Origin of the sequence: Agathobaculum sp. (assembly GCF_034098985.1) — a bacterium.
GTDB lineage: Bacteria > Bacillota > Clostridia > Oscillospirales > Butyricicoccaceae > Agathobaculum.
In genome coordinates this window covers 49,188-68,918 of sequence record NZ_JAXEOA010000004.1, presented here as the reverse complement: position 1 = coordinate 68,918, position 19,731 = coordinate 49,188, and the positions used below count along the sequence as shown (strand labels likewise).

General features: G+C 60.8%; 18 protein-coding genes. 9 read left to right on the top strand and 9 right to left on the bottom strand.

Annotated elements, in window-relative coordinates; all coding sequences use genetic code 11:
- Positions 1–3: 3 nt before the first annotated feature.
- Both SO058_RS01280 and SO058_RS01275 read left to right on the top strand, forming a co-directional pair.
- Positions 4–1,659 (top strand): S-layer homology domain-containing protein, encoded by a 1,656-nt coding sequence (locus tag SO058_RS01280; RefSeq protein ID WP_320841196.1) that lies wholly within the window; start codon positions 4–6, stop codon positions 1,657–1,659.
- Positions 1,660–1,671: 12 nt separating this feature from the next.
- Positions 1,672–3,303: a FecR domain-containing protein gene (locus tag SO058_RS01275; protein ID WP_320841195.1), complete on the top strand. Its 1,632-nt coding sequence runs from the start codon at positions 1,672–1,674 to the stop codon at positions 3,301–3,303.
- A gap of 49 nt (positions 3,304–3,352) precedes the next feature.
- Here SO058_RS01275 and SO058_RS01270 read toward each other — a convergent pair whose 3' ends face one another.
- The 3 genes from SO058_RS01270 to SO058_RS01260 all read right to left on the bottom strand — a co-directional run bounded on the left by SO058_RS01270 (position 3,353) and on the right by SO058_RS01260 (position 4,941).
- Complete coding sequence (locus tag SO058_RS01270) at positions 3,353–3,805, bottom strand: YjbQ family protein (RefSeq protein ID WP_320841194.1); 453 nt, start codon at positions 3,803–3,805, stop codon at positions 3,353–3,355.
- 13 nt (positions 3,806–3,818) lie between these two features.
- Positions 3,819–4,676, bottom strand: coding sequence for a glucose-1-phosphate thymidylyltransferase RfbA (gene rfbA / locus SO058_RS01265; protein WP_320841193.1), 858 nt, complete (start codon positions 4,674–4,676; stop codon positions 3,819–3,821).
- A 64-nt stretch (positions 4,677–4,740) separates the two neighbouring features.
- Complete coding sequence (locus SO058_RS01260) at positions 4,741–4,941, bottom strand: helix-turn-helix domain-containing protein (RefSeq protein WP_320841192.1); 201 nt, start codon at positions 4,939–4,941, stop codon at positions 4,741–4,743.
- Between the two features lie 82 nt (positions 4,942–5,023).
- Here SO058_RS01260 and SO058_RS01255 point away from each other — a divergent pair, with 82 nt between their 5' ends.
- Entirely contained in the window at positions 5,024–5,269 is a 246-nt protein-coding gene (locus SO058_RS01255; protein WP_320841191.1) for a hypothetical protein, read from the top strand.
- A gap of 85 nt (positions 5,270–5,354) precedes the next feature.
- Here the strand turns inward: SO058_RS01255 and ppdK are convergent, their stop codons facing one another.
- From ppdK to SO058_RS01225, 6 genes are all read right to left on the bottom strand, one after another.
- The gene (gene ppdK, locus SO058_RS01250) at positions 5,355–7,988 is read right to left on the bottom strand and encodes a pyruvate, phosphate dikinase (protein ID WP_320841190.1); all 2,634 of its coding nucleotides are present in this window, start codon (positions 7,986–7,988) and stop codon (positions 5,355–5,357) included.
- Between the two features lie 267 nt (positions 7,989–8,255).
- The gene (locus SO058_RS01245; protein ID WP_320841189.1) at positions 8,256–9,875 is read right to left on the bottom strand and encodes a trypsin-like peptidase domain-containing protein; all 1,620 of its coding nucleotides are present in this window, start codon (positions 9,873–9,875) and stop codon (positions 8,256–8,258) included.
- 80 nt (positions 9,876–9,955) lie between these two features.
- Complete coding sequence (locus SO058_RS01240) at positions 9,956–10,459, bottom strand: flavin reductase family protein (RefSeq protein ID WP_320841188.1); 504 nt, start codon at positions 10,457–10,459, stop codon at positions 9,956–9,958.
- A gap of 56 nt (positions 10,460–10,515) precedes the next feature.
- A complete protein-coding gene (locus SO058_RS01235; RefSeq protein WP_320841187.1) occupies positions 10,516–12,993 on the bottom strand; it encodes an FtsK/SpoIIIE family DNA translocase in 2,478 nt (825 codons plus the stop codon).
- Between the two features lie 16 nt (positions 12,994–13,009).
- Positions 13,010–13,846 carry an undecaprenyl-diphosphate phosphatase gene (locus tag SO058_RS01230; RefSeq protein WP_320841186.1) on the bottom strand — a complete coding sequence of 279 codons (837 nt, stop codon included), beginning with the start codon at positions 13,844–13,846 and terminating at the stop codon, positions 13,010–13,012.
- A 110-nt stretch (positions 13,847–13,956) separates the two neighbouring features.
- The gene (locus SO058_RS01225) at positions 13,957–14,769 is read right to left on the bottom strand and encodes a Cof-type HAD-IIB family hydrolase (protein WP_320841185.1); all 813 of its coding nucleotides are present in this window, start codon (positions 14,767–14,769) and stop codon (positions 13,957–13,959) included.
- Between the two features lie 180 nt (positions 14,770–14,949).
- Between SO058_RS01225 and SO058_RS01220 the strand changes: the two genes are divergently transcribed.
- Genes SO058_RS01220 through SO058_RS01195 form a run of 6 tightly spaced genes read left to right on the top strand, consistent with a single transcriptional unit; the run spans position 14,950 to position 19,716 of the window.
- On the top strand, positions 14,950–15,159 hold the full coding sequence (locus SO058_RS01220) for a hypothetical protein (protein WP_320841261.1): 210 nt from the start codon (positions 14,950–14,952) through the stop codon (positions 15,157–15,159).
- A 20-nt stretch (positions 15,160–15,179) separates the two neighbouring features.
- Positions 15,180–16,442, top strand: a complete 1,263-nt coding sequence (locus SO058_RS01215) for a phage terminase large subunit (RefSeq protein ID WP_320841258.1) — start codon at positions 15,180–15,182, stop codon at positions 16,440–16,442.
- 19 nt (positions 16,443–16,461) lie between these two features.
- Complete coding sequence (locus SO058_RS01210) at positions 16,462–16,653, top strand: hypothetical protein (RefSeq protein WP_320841184.1); 192 nt, start codon at positions 16,462–16,464, stop codon at positions 16,651–16,653.
- Positions 16,643–18,196 carry a hypothetical protein gene (locus SO058_RS01205; protein WP_320841183.1) on the top strand — a complete coding sequence of 518 codons (1,554 nt, stop codon included), beginning with the start codon at positions 16,643–16,645 and terminating at the stop codon, positions 18,194–18,196. Before SO058_RS01210 ends, SO058_RS01205 begins: the two co-directional genes overlap by 11 nt.
- Complete coding sequence (locus SO058_RS01200) at positions 18,174–18,650, top strand: hypothetical protein (protein WP_320841182.1); 477 nt, start codon at positions 18,174–18,176, stop codon at positions 18,648–18,650. The genes SO058_RS01205 and SO058_RS01200 overlap by 23 nt, the downstream gene beginning before the upstream one ends.
- Positions 18,651–18,684: 34 nt before the next feature.
- Positions 18,685–19,716, top strand: a complete 1,032-nt coding sequence (locus tag SO058_RS01195) for a chitobiase/beta-hexosaminidase C-terminal domain-containing protein (RefSeq protein ID WP_320841181.1) — start codon at positions 18,685–18,687, stop codon at positions 19,714–19,716.
- Positions 19,717–19,731: the final 15 nt, after the last annotated feature.

Here is a 19,731-nt window from a genome sequence, read left to right as displayed (position 1 = left end):
CTTATGAAAAAAAACTGGTGCAAGCGGGCGGCTGCCTGCGGCCTGTCTGCGGCGATGCTGATGACAGGCGCGGGCGCGTTTTCCGATATTTCGCCCTCTTACTGGGGATACGACGCGATCACATCGCTCGCAGAACAAGGCGCGTTTTCCGATTTCGCACCCGGCGACGGCGCGTTTTCACCTGAACAGGCGATGACCCGCGGCGAATTCATCACCGCGCTCAACAAAGCCTGCGCGGGCGGCAAGCAGGGTGCGCTCACCACGGCGGACGCCGAAAGCGTGCCCGCCGCACTCCGCCCCTATCTGGGCGGCGCGCAGGGACTCGGCATCCTGACCGGCAGCCTGGAAGCCGACGGCAAAACCTATGCCTTTGCAAACGCCCCGGTGAGCCGGCAGGACGCGGCGGTGCTGGTCGGCCGTCTTCTGGACGTTTCAGGCGATGCGGAGCTTTCCTATACGGATGCCGCGGCGGTCTCGGGTTATGCCAAACCCTATATCGGCGCGCTAACCACACGCGGCCTGCTTCGCGGCCAGCCGGACGGCAGCTTTGCCCCTCTCGCCTCCATCACGCGCGCGGAAAGCGCCTCTTTGCTTTTCCGCGCCGCACAGCAGCAACGCGTCAGCGCAGGCGAGGTACGGACAGCCACTCTGCCGGGTGCGCTCGGCTATCACGACGGTCCGGCGGGCGAAGCCCTGATCTCCGAGCCCACCGGCCTTGCATCCAGCGGCGGCGCGGTTTATATTTTAGACAGCGGAAACAATCTGGTACGAAAGCTGCAAAGCGGGGCAGTCAGCACCGCGGCAGGCATGGTCATCGGACGTGATGCGGCGGGCTATGCGCTCGGTAAGCTTCGGGACGGTTCTGCCAAAACCGCGCTGTTTGACAAGCCCGCGTTCTGCACCGCAGACGCGGACGGCACCTTGTACCTATCCGAGGCGGGCAACCATGTGATCCGCACCGTTTCGAACGGCAGAGTGTATACCTATTGCGGCAGCGGTGAGGCCGGATACCAGAACGGCGCGGCCAAAACCGCCCGGTTCAACACACCGGGCGGCGTTGCGCTCGGGGAGGACGGCAGCCTCTATGTCGCCGATACGCTCAACCACTGCGTCCGCCAGATCGCGGCCGACCAGACCGTCACCCTGTTCGCAGGCACGCCCGAGCAGCCCGGATATCAGGATGGCGCTGTGGCGGACGCGCGGTTCTGCGAGCCGTCCGGCATCGCGGTCGGCTCAGATGGCGCGGTCTATGTGGCCGACGCGGGCAACCACCGCATCCGCCGGATCAAGGACGGCAACGTGACTACCATCGCGGGCGGCGGCGATGAAACGCCTGATGAGGACGGTTATCTTCCCGCGGGCTACCGCGATGGCAAGGGCGCAGACGCCCGGTTCCGCTTTCCGCAGGGCCTGCGCCTCTTGGAGGACGGCACGCTTCTGGTCGCCGACGCGGGCAACCACTGCGTGCGCGCGGTTTTACCGGACGGTATGGTGATCACGCTCATCGGCACCGGGGAGGCAGGCTATTCGGACGGCCCCGCGCGGCGCTCTCAGCTCAATCTGCCGACCGATCTCTGTGTTGTAAACGGCACGCTTTATATTGCCGATACCTTAAACGGCGCGATCCGCACGGCCGCGCTCACGCTTCCGGATTCATAAGGAGGGCATCCCATGAAACTTTGTAAACAACTGCTGGCCGCGATGCTCGCGGTACTGATGGTCTCCGCCCCGGCTATGGCGGGCGCGGCGCAGACCTCGGCAACCAGCCGCAGCATCTCGATCCTGTCGGTCGAGGGTTCAAACGCCACCGTCAACAAAGGCGGCAAGAAGAGCGTGTCCGCCACAAAAGGCATGAGGCTTGCCTCGGGCTATACGATCACGACCGGCAAATCAACCACTGTCTACTTCCAGGTGGATGACGACAAGGCCATTAAGCTTGCCGCCTCGTCAAGCGCGACGATCAGCACGGCGACGGGTAAAAAGCTCAAGATCACGCTCAAAAGCGGCAGTATGTTCTTTAACGTCAAGAAGCCGTTGTCGAGCGATTCCTCGATGTCGGTCTCCGCGGGCGGCACCAGCATGAGCGTGCGCGGCACCTCGGGTTATGTCTCGCTGCTGAACGACCAGCCGGCCGCCGGCCTGTTCTCCGGCAAGGTGGTGTGGACAGTCGAGGGCGAGGAGCACGTCATCACCGCGGGCGAACAAATGGTTTCTTCAGGCGCGGAAATCACAAAAACCGCGCTCACACTGGATTCCGCCCCCGCGTTTGCGGCCGTTGCGGCGCTGGAAAACAGCGATACGATCGACCTTACGCCCTATATCCCGGAGGACGCCGACCTTAAGGAATTGGAAGCTGAGTTAAATAGCAAATGGCAGGCTGAGCAGGCTGCCATCGACAAAGCGGCGGACGAGGCCGCCGATCAGGCCGCCGCGGTAAAGCCCGATCCGCAGTATGACGCCGGCAAGCCCTCGGGCGGCGGCGGTGGATCATCCAGCGTTACGCCGCCGGCTGTCCATCCGGTCACATCAGCGGAAATTACCGGCAGTTCTACAGTCGGCAACACGCTGACCGCCCACGCCAACGCGGACGCAACCGCGCCCCTCACCTATCAGTGGTACCGAGACGGCGCGGAAATCAGCGGCGCGGTTTCCAGCACATATACGACTGCGGCTGCCGATCTGAATCAGACGCTCACCGTTAAAATCAGCGGCGCAAACAGTTCTTCGGTGACGAGCGCGGCGTTTGGGCCGGTCTCTCCCCTGCCGGACGAATTGCAGAGCGTCGCGCCGGTCAGCGCGAATATCACCAAGGATAAAGGCGCGGCGTTTGCCGATCTCGGCCTGCCGGCCACTACCAGCGTCACCGCTTCGCAGTCTGGCGCACATGCGGCCAATATCCAGTGGAACGAAAGCAGTTTTAACGCCAACTTGTACAACACGGCGCAAACCATCACGGGCACTGTCCAACTGGACGGTATCGTAAATCCGTCCAACATTCCGCTTTCCGTCTCCGCGACAGTCACGCTGGAATGGTATGTGGTCTCGATCCCGGCGTCGGTCGGCAACACCTACTCTTACAGCACGAACACGCCGGTTTCCAGCCTTTCTTTCCCCATGCAGGTCACGATCACCACCAATGACGGCACGGAAACCGCCAATATCACTTGGGATTATACCGAATATGAAGCCACTTCCGCGTTTATTGGCACCAAAAGCTTAAACGGTACCGTAACGCTGCCGAGCGGCCTTGCGAACAAGAATGGTATTGAGCTGAAAACCACCGTCACATATACACTCACTTAACTGCAAAGAAAAGCGCCCCGGCTTACAGCCGGGGCGCTTCTTTTTACCTTTATTCCCCCATCACCTGAAACACAATGTCCCGCGTGCGGTCGCGGGTGTCGCATTCGATCAGTGTCAGGTTCTGCCACGGTCCGATGACCAATTCACCGTCCACGAACGGCACTGTGATGAACGGCGACAGCAGCGCCGCCTTAATATGGCTCGAACCATTATCGTCGTGCCAGGTATCGTGGTGGCGGTAGTGGATGACCGCGCCGGTCTCGTCCCGGTAGGGCGAAAAAATATCGAGCGCAGCCTTCAGGTCGTGGTGGACGATGCCCGGCTCAAATTCGAGCGTGGTCAGCCCGGCCACGCCGCCGGTCGTAAAGCCGGTGATGATGCCGGACTTGACTCCGTGTTCCGCGCAGGCGCGCTTGACTGCGGCGCGGAAATCGTCGGTCACGTCGATCATGCCCATGTGGGCTTTGGTATGATACGTTTTGGTTTCGGTGTGGACTGCCATACGCACGCTCCTTTTACAGACACTCCAGATATTGCCCATACAGCGTTTTGTTCAGCTCGCCGCTGAGCTGCTGGAGCTGTTCATGACTGATATAGCCGCGGTTATAGCCGATTTCTTCGAGGCAGGCGATATACCGCCCGGTCTCATCCTGCACGCGCTTGACCTCCTGCGCGGAAAACAGCAGGTTGTCCGCCGTGCCTGCGTCGAGCCAGACAAAATCCCGGTCGAGCTTGACGACATGCAGCTCGCCGCGCCGCAGGTATTCGAGGTTTACGTCAGTAATTTCCAGTTCGCCGCGCGCCGAGGGCTTCAAATTGTGCGCGATCTCCATGACCTGGTTGTCATAAAAATACAAGCCGGGGATGATATAGTTGGATTTCGGAAAACGGGGCTTTTCCTCGATCGAAACGGCGTTGCCGCTCTCGTCGAACTCGACCACGCCGAACGCGCGGGGGTCGGCCACATAATAGCCGAACACGCACGCGCCCTTTTCGCGCGCCGTGGCCTGATGCAGATAGTTTTCAAAATCGAGCGAATGGAAGATGTTGTCGCCCAGAACCAGGCACACGTCGTCCCCGCCGACAAACTGTTCGCCGATGAGCAGCGCGTCCGCGATGCCGCGCGCGACCTCCTGCACCTCATAGCAAATGTTGACGCCGAAGCGCGCGCCCGAGCCGAGCAGGCGGTAAAATGGGCCTTCCTCTCCAGGGGGAATAATGATCATGATATCGCGCACGCCGGCCTGCATGAGCACGGCGAGCGGATAATAGATCATCGGTTTATCGTAGACAGGCAGGAGTGGTTTGCAGACCGGCCGCGTCATCGGATATAGGCGAGAGCCTTTGCCCGCCGCGAGAATAATTCCTTTCATGATCGCACCCTCTATCCATATCATTCCAATGTATTATAGCACTCTTTTTCGCGCTTTGCCATAGTTATTCGTCAAAGCCCAGCATTTCATTAGGCGTTACGTTAAAAAGCCTGCAAAGTTCGGCAAATGTTTCAATATCCATTTTATTCTTGCGAGTTTCATACATGCTATACGTTGATTTCGCAATTCCTAAATGTTCACTGACATCTTGTTGTCGCAAGTTTTTGTCTAATCGGGCTTTTTTCAGCCTATCAATATAATCCAACTTTTTTCTCCTTTCCTATTGACAGTTCACGTTTCGTGAACTATAATAAGTTCATGATTAATGAACTGGCTGGTGATGTCTTATGAACACATTTCTGAACGACCTTTATTATGCCTACGGCTACCGCAATATGCCCGAACCCGCGCAATGGCGCGCGCATCAGGATTATGCGGCGCTGTATCCGCGCCTGTCCGAGGAGGGGCAGCAGCAGCTTGAGCGCATCTGCCGTTCCGCCCGCGCCGAGGCGAACGGGCTTGCGGAGGACGCGTTCCGGGCCGGCCTGGATTTTGCCCTTTCCCTGCTCATCGGCGTTTTTTCCGCACGATAGCCATTTTTTCTATTATACCAAATCCGCGCACCGCGGGCAAACAAAAAAAACGGCTGTCCAGCGGACAGCCGTTTTTTGCATCAATTTACGCCTTGCCAAGCTCCTTGACACGCGCCTGCGCCGCCGCCAGACGGGCGATCGGCACGCGGAAGGGCGAGCAGGAAACATAGTTCAGGCCGACATTGTGGCAGAACTCGACGGAAGACAGGTCGCCGCCGTGCTCGCCGCAGATACCCAGCTTGATATCCGGGCGGACGCGCTTGCCGCTTTCTACCGCATATTTGACCAGCTTGCCAACGCCGTTCTGATCGAGACGGGCAAACGGATCGCTCTCGAGGATCTTCTTATCGAAATAGCAGTCCAGAATACGGCCCACATCGTCGCGTGAGAAGCCGTAGGTCATCTGGGTCAGATCGTTTGTGCCAAAGGAGAAGAACTCGGCCTCCTCGGCGATCTCGTCCGCGGTAACAGCCGCGCGCGGGGTCTCGATCATCGTGCCGACCATATATTTCATCTTAAGGCCGCTCTGCTCGATCAGCTCATCGGCCTTATCCTTGATGACTTTCTTGACGAACCGCAGCTCGTTAATGTCGGAAACGAGCGGCACCATGATCTCGGGCGTGATATTCAGGCCGTCCGCCTTAACGACGTTGATGGCCGCCGAAATGATGGCTTCGGTCTGCATCTCGGCAATCTCGGGATATAGAACGTCCAGACGGCAGCCGCGGGTGCCCAGCATCGGGTTGAACTCGTGCAGATCCTCGACCTTGGCTTCGAGCTTTTCAAACGAAATGCCCATCTGCGAAGCCAACTCGCGCACCTCGGACTCTTCGTGCGGCAGGAACTCGTGCAGCGGAGGATCGAGCAGGCGGATGGTGACGGGCAGGCCGCCCATCGCACGGTAGATCGCCTCAAAGTCGCCGCGCTGCATGGGCAGAATCTTGGCGAGCGCCGCCTTGCGCTGCTCGACCGTGTCGGACACGATCATCTCGCGCACAGCCTTGATGCGCTCGGCCTCGAAGAACATGTGCTCGGTGCGGCAAAGGCCGATGCCCTCCGCGCCAAATTTGCGCGCCTGCGTCGCGTCGCGCGGGGTATCGCCGTTGGTGCGGACGTGAAGCGTGCGAATCTCGTCCGCCCAGCCCATGAAGCGGCCGAAGTCGCCGGTCAGCTCGGCTTCCTGCGTGTCGATCTTGCCCAGATAGACGTTGCCGGTCGAGCCGTCGAGCGACAGGAAATCGCCCTCGTGGACGACGGTGCCGTCGCCAAAGGTGATGGTTTTGTCAGCTTCGGACACCTTGATATCGTTCACGCCGGCGACGCAGCACGTGCCCATGCCGCGCGCGACGACCGCCGCGTGGCTGGTCATGCCGCCGCGGGCGGTCATGATGCCCTCGGAAACGGCCATGCCGTCGATATCCTCAGGAGAAGTCTCCTGACGCACGAGCACGACCTTCGCGCCCGTCTTGTGCGCCTTGGCGGCTTCCTCCGCTGTGAAATACACCGCGCCGCACGCCGCGCCGGGGGACGCCGGCAGGCCGGTGGTGACCGGCTTTGCGGCCTTGAGCGCAGCCTGCACGAACGTCGGGTGCAGCAGCGCGTCCATCTGCTTGGGCTCGACCTTCATGATGGCCTGCTCCTTGGTGCATACGCCCTCGTCGACCAGATCGACCGCGACCTTCAAAGCGGCCTGCGCGGTGCGCTTGCCGTTACGGGTCTGGAGCATGTAGAGCTTGGCATTCTCAATGGTGAACTCCATGTCCTGCATGTCGCCGTAATGCTGCTCTAGGCGGCTGGAGATATCGACAAACTGCTGGTATACGTCGGGCATAGTGTCTGCGAGCGCCGAGATCGGCTGCGGCGTGCGGATGCCCGCGACCACGTCCTCGCCCTGTGCGTTCATCAGGAACTCGCCGTACAGCTTCTTTTCACCGGTCGCCGGGTTACGGGTGAATGCAACGCCGGTGCCCGAGGTATCGCCCATATTGCCGAATACCATCGACTGGACGTTGACCGCCGTGCCCCACGAATGCGGGATGTCGTTCATGCGGCGGTAGGTGTTGGCGCGGGGATTGTCCCACGAACGGAATACTGCGCGAACCGCTTCCATAAGCTGCTTTTTGGGATCCTGCGGGAAATCTTCGCCCAGCGATTTTTTATAGTGCTCCTTGAAGAGTACGATCAGCTCGGACATATCGTCAGCGTCGAGCTCGTTGTCCATCTTGACGCCCTTTTTGTCCTTGACCTGGTCGATAAACTGCTCAAACGAGGATTTGGGCAGCTCCATGACGACGTCCGAAAACATCTGGATGAAGCGGCGGTAGGAGTCGCGTGCGAAACGCGGGTTGTTCGTGAGCTTTGCGACCGCTTCGCAGATCTCATCGTTCATGCCGAGGTTTAAGATGGTGTCCATCATGCCGGGCATCGAGGCGCGCGCGCCCGAACGAACCGACACCAGCAACGGGCGGGCGGGGTCGCCGAGCGTTTTCTCGGTGATCTTCTCCAGCTGATCCAGATATTCCATGATCTGATCCTGAATATCGGGATAGATGGTCTTGCCGTCCTCATAGTAGCGGGTGCAGGCCTCGGTGGTGATCGTGAAGCCCTGCGGCACCGGCATGCCCAGCCCGGTCATTTCAGCCAGATTGGCGCCCTTGCCGCCGAGCAGCTCGCGCATCGAGCCGTTTCCCTCGGTGAACATGTAAACGTACTTCTTCATTTGGTTGGTTTCCTCCATTCGTTGCGATTGCTTGTTCTTTTCCCTTTTCTGTTACACAAGCATATTATACCACGCCACCCATTCGCTGTTCTATTGTAGAATTTTACCTAATTCCCGCTTTCAGATTATGCAGAACGCCGAAACCAAATGCTTCCCGGCAGCATTTTCCACATTTCTTTTTTCATTTTTCTTCTGTAGGAGCAGTTTTATGCAGAAAAAAGTGATTAAATCGCTTTTAACCATTCACTTTTCTGCGTTTTTGTGAAATCATACCGATAAAAAAGCGGCGGCCTTGGGAAGGCCGCCGATCACTGCCGGAGTGGTGCTGATGATTTGAAGTACGAGCACCATGCGCCCGCGGTAATACTGTTGTCCAAAGCTGATGATATACGGATATCCGGCCGAGGAAGAAAGCTGATCGCCGGAAAACCTATAAAACGAATGCTGCATACAGAGCTTGTAATACTCCATAAACAGCCTGTCGAACGCCTCATCAGACGAGGGAAGCGCATAGTAATAATGGACCGCCGTCCCCTCCCGCATGACCGCGCGTTCACTGCCGACAGGCGTCGCGCCGGCTACTTTTCCAAAATCGGGCACCGGGTATAGGCCGCTGTAACACTGGGACGCATCGGGCATGTGCGCCTTCGTGTATGCATCCATCGTAGAGAGCACCGAGCCGGACAGGCCGGCGAGGTTGGAAATGGGCACGGCATAGGATGTTTGGTCTTCACCGTTCGACACGATGCCGATGAGCTTTCCATAAGCGTTGACCAGCGCGCCTCCCGAATTGCCGCTCCGCGCGGACGCGTTCGTGCGCAGCAGGGGCGTAAACAGCATGTCGTCGTCCGTCGCGAGCAGCTCGCCCGCGGTCAGCTTTGCATCACCGCCGCCCGGATAACCCAGAATAAACACGCTTTCTCCCAAGACCGGTTTTTCGTCAATCTCCACATATGCAAACCCGCTTCCGGAAAGTTTGAGACGTGCGAGATCGGTCACCGCATCCATATCGTAAATGCCCTCGACCTCGACGCGCGTACCGTCGGCAAATTCAGCCGTCAAACCGTGCGCGCCATTGACCACGTGGCCGCAGGTCACGGCTTCGCCGTCCTCGCTGATGACCACGCCGCTGCCCACGCCGAGCGCCTTGCCTGCTTCATTATAGCTGTAAAGCTTGAACACAGCGGGCATGCACGCATCATAGACGCCCTGCCGGTCCATAGGCGCTGTGAACGAGACCGTCTTGCGGCGGGTCTCATCCGCCATGCGGGCGGCAATCGCCGCGACCTCGCTGCGCTTGATCGGGCTGTCCGGGTGGAACGTGCCGCGTGCGTCCGAGCCGGTCAGCACGCCCGCGCGGTACAGCCGGTAGACCGCATCCGCATAGCCGCTGTCCTGCGGCACGTCAGGAATTGCGCCGTCCTCCACGTCGTTTACCGCCGCGAGAGCCTCTTCGGGCAGAGCGGCAGCAAAGAGCGCGGCAAACTGCGCGCGCGTGGCGTTCGCGTTATAGTCCGCGTAGGGCGCGGCGAGCACGCCGGCGTCCAGCGCGTAGTCTACATAGGTCTGATACCACGGCTTGGAGGGCTCAAACGCGGCCGAGCCGGTTTCATACATGCTGTTCAGGCACGCGGCCAGTTTGACCGCTTCGCCCAGCGTCAGCAGGCCGTCGGGCGCAAATGTTGACGCGGTCCGGCCGTTTATCAGCCCATATTCATAGGCGAGCGCAACGTCCTGCGCATACCAGGCCGATGCGGCAACATCGCTAAACTGTCCCTGTGAATAGGAATTGACGGCTTGGAAGTTTTCATAGCCCGCCGCGGCCTGCGGCACAGCGCCGGCCGCCAGCAGCACGGCCAGCAGCATCGACAGCAGTTTCTTTTTCATCGGCCCGCCCCTTTCGGTTCTGCCCGGATCATACCGGAATGATGTGAAATTCCGGTGTCCAGCTTGTTAATTTTTCGCGTTCAGCCCTGATAAGCCGCGATGATCTCGCCGAGGTACATCGTATGATAATCTTTGTCGGCATACCACTTATCGAGCGTTTCGTCCTGCAGAATATCCCCGGGCGCGATCTCGCTCTTGCAGCGCTTTTTGCACACAAGCACGAGTTTTGCCTCCTCAAATGTCGGCTGTCCATCGACAAATACGGGCGTCAGGCCGCTCCCGTGCATCTTGTCGATATCGCGGCCCGATTTGGATCCGAGCAGGCTGAGCACGTCACGGTGTCCATCTTGTAAAAATGTAATCGTAAAATACTCAGAGTTATCAACAAATTCCTTCGTATAGCGGCTGTGGCGGATATAAGCGGTGGCCGAGGGCTTGCCCCAGATTACGCCGACGCCGCCCCAGCTCGCCGTCATAGTGTTCCATTTCTCTTCGGTGCCTGCGGAAACGAGCATCCAGTCCTTAGCGAGCAGTGCAAAGGGGTTAAAAGACTGCTCCGCAATATCAATTTTGGTCAGTGGCATTTCTATTCCTCCTTGTGATGTGTCAAAGCCTTGCCCCACGGGGCAAGGCTTTGGGTTTACGGGTTGTCGTGACGGCGCATCCGCATTTCCTGCCAGTCCTCGCGGGAAATCAGGATTTGCCGCGGCTTTGAGCCCTCAAACGGGCCTATGATGCCGCGCTCCTCCATCTGATCGATGATGCGGGCGGCACGTGAATAGCCCAGCTTCAGGCGGCGCTGCAGCATCGAGGTGGATGCCTGCTTGCAGTCGATGACAACGTCGATGGCCTCCTCCAGCATTTCGTCCTCGTCGTCGGCGGCATTGCCGCCCGAGGAGCCGTTCCCGCCTTTTTCAGAAGCTTCGGCCTGGCGCTCGATATGCTCGAGGATCTCTTCATTGTATTCGGCAGTGCTTGTCTCCTTGATATGCGCAATAACAGCTTCTATCTCATCCGAAGAGATAAAGCAGCCCTGCACGCGGGTCGGCTTGCCCTCGCCGAGCGGGGCATAGAGCATATCGCCCTTGCCGATGAGCTTTTCCGCGCCCGTCGTATCGAGGATAATGCGCGACTCGATCTGGCTCGCCACCGCGAACGCGATGCGCGAGGGGATATTGGCTTTCATGATGCCGGTGATCACGTCCGCCGAGGGTCGCTGTGTGGCAACAACAAGATGCATGCCCGCCGCGCGCGCTTTCTGCGCGATGCGGCAGATCGAGGTCTCGACCTCTTTGGCCGCGACCATCATCAGGTCGGCCAGCTCGTCGATCACGATGACGATCTGCGGCAGCACCTGATACAGCTCGGGGTTTCCGCCCTCTTCCTTTTCGGCCTTGGCGCGCTCGGCGCGCTGGAGATCGTTGTAGCCGACGAGGTTGCGCACCTGATGGTCGGCAAAGAGCTTATAGCGGCGCTCCATCTCGCCCACCGCCCAGTTTAAAGCGCCCGCCGCCTTTTTCGGGTCGGTCACGACCGGGATGAGCAGGTGCGGGATGCCGTTGTAGTTGCCCAACTCGACCATTTTGGGGTCGACCATGATGAGGCGTACTTCCTCGGGCGTCGATTTATAAAGCAGCGAAATGAGCATCGAGTTGATGCAGACCGATTTGCCCGAGCCTGTCGTACCAGCAATCAGCATATGCGGCATCTTGGCGATATCGCCGATGACCGGCTTGCCCGTGATGTCCTTGCCGACTGCGTAGGATAGGCGGCTGCGCGCGTTCGAGAACGCGGGCGAACCGATGCATTCGCGGATGTAGACCGTGCTCGTCGCCTTGTTCGGTACCTCGATGCCGACGGCCATTTTATCCGGGATGGGCGCGATGCGCACCGAGACCGCGCCGAGCGACAACGCAATATCGTCCGACAGCGAGGAGATGCGCGAAATTTTGATGCCGCGCGGGATGGTCAGCTCAAACCGCGTGACCGACGGGCCGCGCACGATGCCGATGATCTGCGCATCGATACCGAACGATTGCAGCGTGTCGATCAGACATTCCGAATTTTCCTGCAGCTCGTGCTCCACCCCCGCGGCCGACACGCGCTTTCCCTGTGCCAGCAGGTCGAGCGGCGGATAGTCGTACACCGGGACGGGGGCTTTCTGGCTCTCGTCGATCTCCGCGCTGATGGCGGACTGCTCCTTGGGGGTAATCTTCTCCTGTTTGGGCGGCTTGTCCGCTTCAAACGGTGGCTCGTCGTCCTCCGGCTTGTTTTCCACCAAATCAAGGATACTGGTCTGCTCGCCCGTGACCTCCTTATCGCCTAAAGAGCGCAGGTATTCATCAGGCGCGACCGGCTTTTTCTGCGGCTTGTCCGCCGGCGCCGTGGAAGCCGGTCCGTCATCCAATGGGATATCGATGTTGACCGGTCCGCGCCGCGCCGCGCGTTTTTCCGCCCGCGCCGCCGCGACCTCATGGACGTTCGGCAGCTTGGGCGGCGCTTCATAGCGCTCACGCTCCTCTTCGTCCTCATATTCATAATCGGGCGCTTTGAACATGTCAAACAGCGCGGCGGGCGTGACCCGGAGCGCAGTCAGCAACGCGGCCAGCGTCAGCACCAGCAGAATGATCAGCGCGCCGATGGACGACAGCGCCCACTCGAGCGCCACATACAGCACGCCGGAAAGAAGGCCGCCGGACTCGCCCGCGAGCCCGGTCTTGAGAAGTTCGGTCAGGGCGGTCATCGAAAGCTGGTACTCGTTCGCGCAGGTAAACGCATGCACGATCGAGCCGAGCAGCACGGGCAGCAGCGCGATGCAGATACCCCGCAGACGCACTGGGCCCTTGCGCCGCGTAAACAGCAGCGCGGCCAGCCCGAACAGCGCGAACGGCAGCACATAGACGCCCTTGCCGATCACCGCGCCGAGGCCGTTATGTAACGCTTTGAGCACGAAGCCGTCGATCGGCAGCAGCGCCAGCAGGCACAGTAGGCCGATAAGCGCCCAGACAACCCCCCACGCCGTGCGCGACATGATGCTGTCAGGCGCAGGCGGTTCATTGCGCCGGGGCGCCGCCCGCTTGGGCGCCGGTTTTTTTGTTGTGGATTTTCTAGCAGCCACGGAACTTTTCCCTCACTTACACATTGTGGATCAGGGTGACCACGATGGTGACCACGCCGATCAGCGCACAATATACCGCGAACGGGCGGAAATGCCCGCTCTTGGACACATATTTGACCAATTTAATCGCCGCAAGACCCGCTACCATCGCAACCAGAATGCCTACGATATAGATATACAGCGGCACTGCGCCCGCCGCAGCCGGATTCTGCACCGCGTCGGCCAGTTCCAAAATATTCGCGCCCAGAATGACGGGCAGCGACATAATAAACGCGAACCGCACGGCAAATTCCCGCGAAAAGCCGCGGAACAGGCCGGCGCAGATCGTCGTACCCGAGCGGGACAGGCCGGGCAGCACCGCAAAGCACTGCGCCACGCCGACCAGCAGCGCGTCCAGCCAGGTGGCGTTTTGCTCGGTCTTCTGTTTCTTGGGCGCCTTTTCGGAGAGCAGCAGGATCGCGGCGGTGACCAGCAGCAGCAGGCCAACCAGAAGCGGGTTGGAGAAAAAGCCCTCCAGCTTGGACTTGACCGGCAGCATGGCGAACATGGGCACGATCGTAATCAAAATCATGATAAGGAAGCGGCGGTACGGATGTCCGTTGATCTTGAACCCGTCCCGGATCCAGCCGAAGAACTCCAAAAACAGCTCCTTGATGTCCCCCCAGAACGCGACGATGACGCTCAACAGCGTGCCGAAGTGCAGCAGCACGTCGAACAGCATATAATCCGCCTCGATGTTGGCCGCGCTCCCCATGATCGACTGCGCCAGCACCAGATGGCCGGACGACGATACGGGTAAAAATTCAGTCAGGCCCTGCACCAGGCCGAGGATGATCGCAAACAGTAAACTCATGGTGTCTCTCCTCTCGTTGGGGGAACGTTTTTACATACGGGTTCATTATATCATAGATATTCCGGTTTTACCACCTAAAAAAGGAAGCGTTTCCGCTCCCTTTTCGTCCTTTACAAGAGAATTTTTTCGATTGCGGCGGCCACGCCGTCCTCGGCGTTTGACCGCGTTGTAAAGACGCTCGCGGCCTTGACCGCGTCGGACGCGTTGCCCATGGCAACCGGCAGCGAGACGGCGCGCAGCATCTCGAGATCGTTTTCGCTGTCGCCGATGGCGGCGGCGCGTGAAAGGTCGGTGCCCAGCGTGCGGCACAGCATGCCGAGCGCCGTGCCCTTATCCGCGATGGGCGACACGATCTCAAGGTTGTCCTCGGCCGAGCTCATAACGCGCACACCCGGAATGCCGGCAAGCTGCCGCCGTGCGTTTCGCAGCATGGCGGGGTCGCCGCTGCGCACAAAGATCTTATCGACCGACAGCCGCTCGTCCGCGATATGCTCCGCGACCGACGGCACCACCTTTTTGACCGCCAGATAGCCCTCGTTTGACTTGTATTTTCCGAACTCCAGGTCGTCATAAGGCGTGATGAGGATGGTCTCGGCAGCATAGACCATCGCGGTCATGCCGATGCGCTCTACCACCGCCGCCGCGCGCACGGCGGGCTCCCACGGCATCGAGATGCGCATGGTGCATGTGCCGTACCGGATGCTGGAGAGCGCCGCGCCGCCCGAGGTGACCATCAGGTCGTCCGCGCCGATCTCACGCGCAAACTCGCGCGCTTCGCCGCAGATGCGCCCGGTCGCGATGACGATGTGCACGCCCGCGGCGCGGGCGCGTGTAACCGCGGCTTTCGTCGCCTCCGTGACGGTGTTTCCGGGCGCAAGCGCGGTGCCGTCCAAATCGAGCGCGATCAGATCAATGTTTTGCATGCCTGTCTCCTTTTCGTTTCGCTTTCATTCCTTATTAACATACCCTATCGGCCTCCGAAATGCAAGTCAAATCACGCGAACATATGTTCTTATTTTTCTTGACGCGCGTGGAAAACCCGGCTATTCTATGCCTCACGGGAAAAGTAAGCAAATCCATCCCGGAAAGGAGGAGATGCCATCTTGCGACCAAACGACGACCCCGGCGCGCTTGTCGCCATGCTGTACGACATCGCCGGGGACGCGGAAGCGCCGGCCAACAGCCGCCTGTCCGCCATCAAGGAGATTCTGGACCGGACGGTCGGCAAGGGTGCGATGCTGAGCGGGGACGAGGCGGAGGCGGAAGCGGTCGAGATCGTCTTTCGCATCGAGGACAGTACGAATACCCCGTAACGCGCAGGCAGGCGGCGTTCATCGGGTCGACGGCGTTTGAAACGCTGTTCGGCGGCGCGGCGGGCGGCGGCAAAAGCCACGGCCAGCTGCTCGACGCGCTGCGCTTCGCCGTGTGCTATCCCGGTTCGCGGCAGCTCATGCTGCGGCGCACCATGCCCGAGCTCGAGCGCTCGCTCGTGCCCGCGTCGCTCCGGCTGTACCCGCAGCGCATCGCGTCCTATAAAGTTGGCGAGCACCAGTGGCGGTTTCAAAACGGCTCGGTGCTCGAATTTGGCTTTTGCGATGCGGAGAGCGACGTGACGCGCTATCAATCCGCCGAATACGACGTTTTGCGCTTCGACGAGCTCACACACTTCACCGAAAGCCAGTTCACCTATCTCATCTCGCGCGTTCGCGGGGCGAACGGCTATCCCAAGCAGGTGAAAAGCACGACCAATCCGGGTGGGGTTGGCCACCACTGGGTCAAAGCCCGGTATATCGACCCTATGCCGCCCGGCACGGTGGCCGAGTTTGACGGCGGCTCGCGGCTGTTCCTGCCCGCCTGTCTCGCGGACAACCCCTTTTTGCGCCGCGCCGACCCGGATTACGAAAAGCGCCTGCGCCTGCTTTCCATACACGACCGCCGCGCCTTGCTCGACGGTGTGTGGGAGCTCGACGAGGGGCGGTATTTCACCGAATGGTCGCCCGCGCTCCATGTCGTGCCGCCGCACCCGATCCCGCGCGGTTGGCGGCGCTGTCTGACGATCGACTATGGCCTCGACATGCTCGCCGCCCTGTGGATCGCACAAAGCCCGGACGGCAGGAGCCTGGTCTATCGCGAGCTGTACGAGCCAAACCTCATCATTTCCGAAGCCGCGGCGCGCATCCGCGCGTGCGAAAGCGCAAATGAGCAGATCGACTGCCGCCTCGCCCCGCCCGACTTATGGAACCGACGGCAGGAAACGGGCAAAAGCGCGGCCGAGCTGTTTTCCGAGTGCGGGCTAGACTTTGAAAAGAGCGACAACAACCGCGTTTCCGGCTGGCTCGCGCTGCACGAGCTGCTCGTCCCGCGAAGGGACGGCAGGCCGCTGCTCACCGTGGCGGAAACCTGCCGCAACCTGATCCGCACGCTGCCCGCGCTGCGGCACGATGCGAGAAACCCGTCCGACGTGGCGGGCGCGCCGCACGAGCTGACCCACGCCCCCGACGCGCTGCGCGGCTACGCCGCGACCGTCCGCGAACCGGCCGCCCCCGCGCGGCCCAGCGCGTACGACTGTGAGATCGGCGCGTTTCTCAGCTACTGACAAAGGAGGAAACCCATTTATGACCATCATTTTGACCTGTTTGGGCGCGGCGCTGCTCGTTGTGACCGGCGCGGTGATTTCCGGCGGCTTTTCCCTGCCCTGCTGGCGCGAGCCGCCCGCTGCGGGCAGCGCCGAACCCGACGACCAGCTGACGCGCGACATCCGCGCCATGCTCGCCTTTGGCGGAGAGGAGGAGTCCGATGAAGCTTGACCTGTCTCCCGCCGCCGTGTGGCGGCGGTACGAGCGCGGGCAGGACTATAAACGCTCGATCGGCCTATATGACCGCGTGCGCCGGAACGAGGCGTTCTATTTAGGCCGCCAGTGGGAGGGGCTGCGCGTGCAGTCGCTCGATCCGCTCATTTTTAATGTCCTGCGCCGCTGCGTCAACCTGTTCGTATCCATGCTGGTGTCGGACGATATCGCCGTGCGCGCGAAGCCTTTCGACGACACGCCCGAAGACCGCAAAACCGCGCGCGTGCTCGACCGGGCGTTCGCCTCAGCCATCGAGCGGTCGGGCGTCAAGACGCTGGGGCGCGGCCTGCTCAAAAACGCCTGCGTCGACGGCGACGGCTGCTTTTACATCCATTTCGACCCCGCGCTCGAAACCGGGCAGGCGGTCAAGGGCGACCTCGCGGTCGAACTAATCGACTCGACCAGTATCTACTTCGGAAACCCTGCGTCAGACGATGTGCAGAAGCAGCCTTACCTCATCATCGCCATGCGCCGCGATGTGGACGAGGTGCGCGAGGAGGCCAGGAAAAACGGCCTGCGCGCGGACGAGATTTCCGCCATCGTGCCCGACGCCGAAAGCGAACGCCTGACCGTTTCCGAGGAGGACGGCAGCCGCGTGACCGTGCTGCTGCATATGCGCAAGGTGGACGGCGGCGTGGCGTTTTCCAAAACCACGCGCACCGCCACAGTTATGCGCGAAAAGACACTGCCCTACCGGCTTTACCCGGTCGCTTACATGAGCTGGAACCGCGTGCGCAATTCCTGCCACGGCGAAAGCCCGCTCACGGAAGCCATCCCCAATCAGATCGCGATCAACAAGCTGTATTCGATGTACGTGCAGTGCATCAAGCAGGTCGCGTTCCCCAAAATCGTATACGACATGACCCGCTTCCCCAAGGGCTGGTCGAACGATGTGGGCAAAGCGGTGGGCATGCGAGGCAATCCGAACGAGGCGATCGCGGCGGCGTTCAAGGCGCCCGACATCTCGGCGCAGGTGCTGACGCTTCTAAAGCAGATGATGACCGACACGATGGAACTGATGGGCGCTTCCGAGGCCGCGCTCGGCACGGTGCGGCCGGACAACACGTCGGCGATCGTCGCGGTGCAGAACGCGACCGCCGCGCCACTTGAGCTGACCCGCATGGAGTTTTACCGCTTCACCGAGGACTGGGCGCGCATCTTCCTCGACCTGATAGGCGCGCACTACGGCGTGCGCCGGCTCGCCGTGCCGGATGAAGCGGGCGGCGAGCCGCAAATACAGTCCTTCGACTTTTCCGCGCTCGCCGGGCGTGACCTGCGGCTGCAGGTCGACGTGGGCGCGGCCAGCTACTGGTCCGAGACCATGCAGACGGTCACGAACGACCACCTGCTCGAAAGCGGCGTGATCTCCGATCCGCTGCTGTATCTCGAAAACGTGCCCGACCACCAGCTTCGCGGCAAAAATGACCTGCTGCACGCGCTTCGCATGCAGCGCCAGACACAAAAGGAGGAACCGAACCATGAAGCAGAACCCCAGCCTTGACGCAGCCGCCGCCGAACGCGACCCGTTTTCGCAGCAGCCCCCGGCGGAAACGCCCGCCGAACAGGTCTTTCCGGTCACAGTGGACGGCGAAACGCGCGAGCTGACGCTCGATGAGCTGATCGCCGCGGCCGAGCAGGGCCTTTCCAAACAGAACGCTTATATCCGCCGCAACCGCGCGGCGGGCGGGCTGTCAAACGGCCAGATCTACGCGGCGTTCGTCGAGGAATACCCCGACGTGCGCCCCGAGGACATCCCCCAGCAGGTCTGGGACTGGGCGCAGGCCGAGGGCTCGCTCGTCGCGGCGTACCGCAAATGGGAACTGCTCGAGCTGAAAGACCAGCTCGCCGCCGTTGAGCAAAACGCGAAAAACCGCAAGGCCGCCGTCGGCCCGGCGAAAGGCGACGGTGAGCCCGCAGGCGTCGACCCGGTCACGCTCGCGCTGCTCGGCAGGTAATTACTCATTGTAATATATAGGAGGAATCATCCATATGGCTATCAATCTTGCAAGCAAATATTCCGACCAGATCGCCGAGGTGTTCACGCGCTCGTCGTTCATCAAGGGCAAGACCGCGACCACGTTCGACCTGACCGGCGTTAAGACGCTCAAGGTGTACACGCCGATCACGGTCGAAGAGGTCGATTATGACCGCGACGGCGGCCTTGCCCGCTATGGCGACGTGACCGAGATGCAGGACGTGGTGCAGGAGCTCACCATGACGCAGGACAAGGCGTTCACGCTGACCATCGACAAGGGCAACAACCTCGACCAGAACCTGGTCAAAAACGCGGCCGACATGCTGCGCCTGCAGCTGAACGAAAAATCCACTCCGGCGGCGGACAAATACGCGTTTTCGCGCTTTGTCACCATGGCGGGCACGATCACGGAAAGCGAAAAGCCGACCAAGGCAAACATCATCTCAAAAATCGCGGACGCGTCGCAGGCGCTCGACGACGCGCTCGTGCCCGATGACAACCGCTACCTATACCTGACGAGCGAAATGTACAAGCTGGTGTGCACGTCGGACGAGTTCGCGTCGGTCGACGTGCTCGCCCGCCAGTCTATCGCCAAGGGCGTATGCGGCGAGGTATTCGGCATGAACGTCGTGCGCGTGCCGAAGAGCTATCTGCCCGAAAACGTGTGGTTCCTCGTCGCCCACAAGGACGCGGTGCTCATGCCCTATAAAATCGCGGACGCCAAGGTGCACGAAGACCCGGTCGGCGTGTCGGGCGCACTCATCGAAGGCCGCCATTATTACGATGCATACGTACTGGGTGCGAAATGCGGCGGCGTGTACGCGCTGGTGAATACCGGCTCTACATCGGCCGCGCCCACTGTCACCGCCGACCACAAGATCACCGGCACGGGGGCGATCCGCTACACGCTCGACGGCTCCGATCCGCGCTACTCGGATTCCGCGCTCGATTACACGTCCGGCACCGCGCTCACCCCGGAAACCGGCAAAACGGTGCGCGCCTACGCGGTGCAGGAGGGCAAATACCCCTCGCCCGTCGCGGGATAAAAGAGGAAAGGAGGG

What these genes read in the sequence shown, in the direction of transcription:
- SO058_RS01280 (WP_320841196.1), top strand. Translation starts at nt 4, where the DNA reads ATGAAAAAAAACTGGTGCAAGCGGGCGGCTGCCTGCGGCCTGTCTGCG.
- SO058_RS01275 (WP_320841195.1), top strand. Translation starts at nt 1,672, where the DNA reads ATGAAACTTTGTAAACAACTGCTGGCCGCGATGCTCGCGGTACTGATG.
- SO058_RS01270 (WP_320841194.1), bottom strand. Translation starts at nt 3,805, where the DNA reads ATGGCAGTCCACACCGAAACCAAAACGTATCATACCAAAGCCCACATG.
- rfbA (WP_320841193.1), bottom strand. Translation starts at nt 4,676, where the DNA reads ATGAAAGGAATTATTCTCGCGGCGGGCAAAGGCTCTCGCCTATATCCG.
- SO058_RS01255 (WP_320841191.1), top strand. Translation starts at nt 5,024, where the DNA reads ATGAACACATTTCTGAACGACCTTTATTATGCCTACGGCTACCGCAAT.
- ppdK (WP_320841190.1), bottom strand. Translation starts at nt 7,988, where the DNA reads ATGAAGAAGTACGTTTACATGTTCACCGAGGGAAACGGCTCGATGCGC.
- SO058_RS01245 (WP_320841189.1), bottom strand. Translation starts at nt 9,875, where the DNA reads ATGAAAAAGAAACTGCTGTCGATGCTGCTGGCCGTGCTGCTGGCGGCC.
- SO058_RS01240 (WP_320841188.1), bottom strand. Translation starts at nt 10,459, where the DNA reads ATGCCACTGACCAAAATTGATATTGCGGAGCAGTCTTTTAACCCCTTT.
- SO058_RS01230 (WP_320841186.1), bottom strand. Translation starts at nt 13,846, where the DNA reads ATGAGTTTACTGTTTGCGATCATCCTCGGCCTGGTGCAGGGCCTGACT.
- SO058_RS01225 (WP_320841185.1), bottom strand. Translation starts at nt 14,769, where the DNA reads ATGCAAAACATTGATCTGATCGCGCTCGATTTGGACGGCACCGCGCTT.
- SO058_RS01210 (WP_320841184.1), top strand. Translation starts at nt 16,462, where the DNA reads ATGACCATCATTTTGACCTGTTTGGGCGCGGCGCTGCTCGTTGTGACC.
- SO058_RS01205 (WP_320841183.1), top strand. Translation starts at nt 16,643, where the DNA reads ATGAAGCTTGACCTGTCTCCCGCCGCCGTGTGGCGGCGGTACGAGCGC.
- SO058_RS01200 (WP_320841182.1), top strand. Translation starts at nt 18,174, where the DNA reads ATGAAGCAGAACCCCAGCCTTGACGCAGCCGCCGCCGAACGCGACCCG.
- SO058_RS01195 (WP_320841181.1), top strand. Translation starts at nt 18,685, where the DNA reads ATGGCTATCAATCTTGCAAGCAAATATTCCGACCAGATCGCCGAGGTG.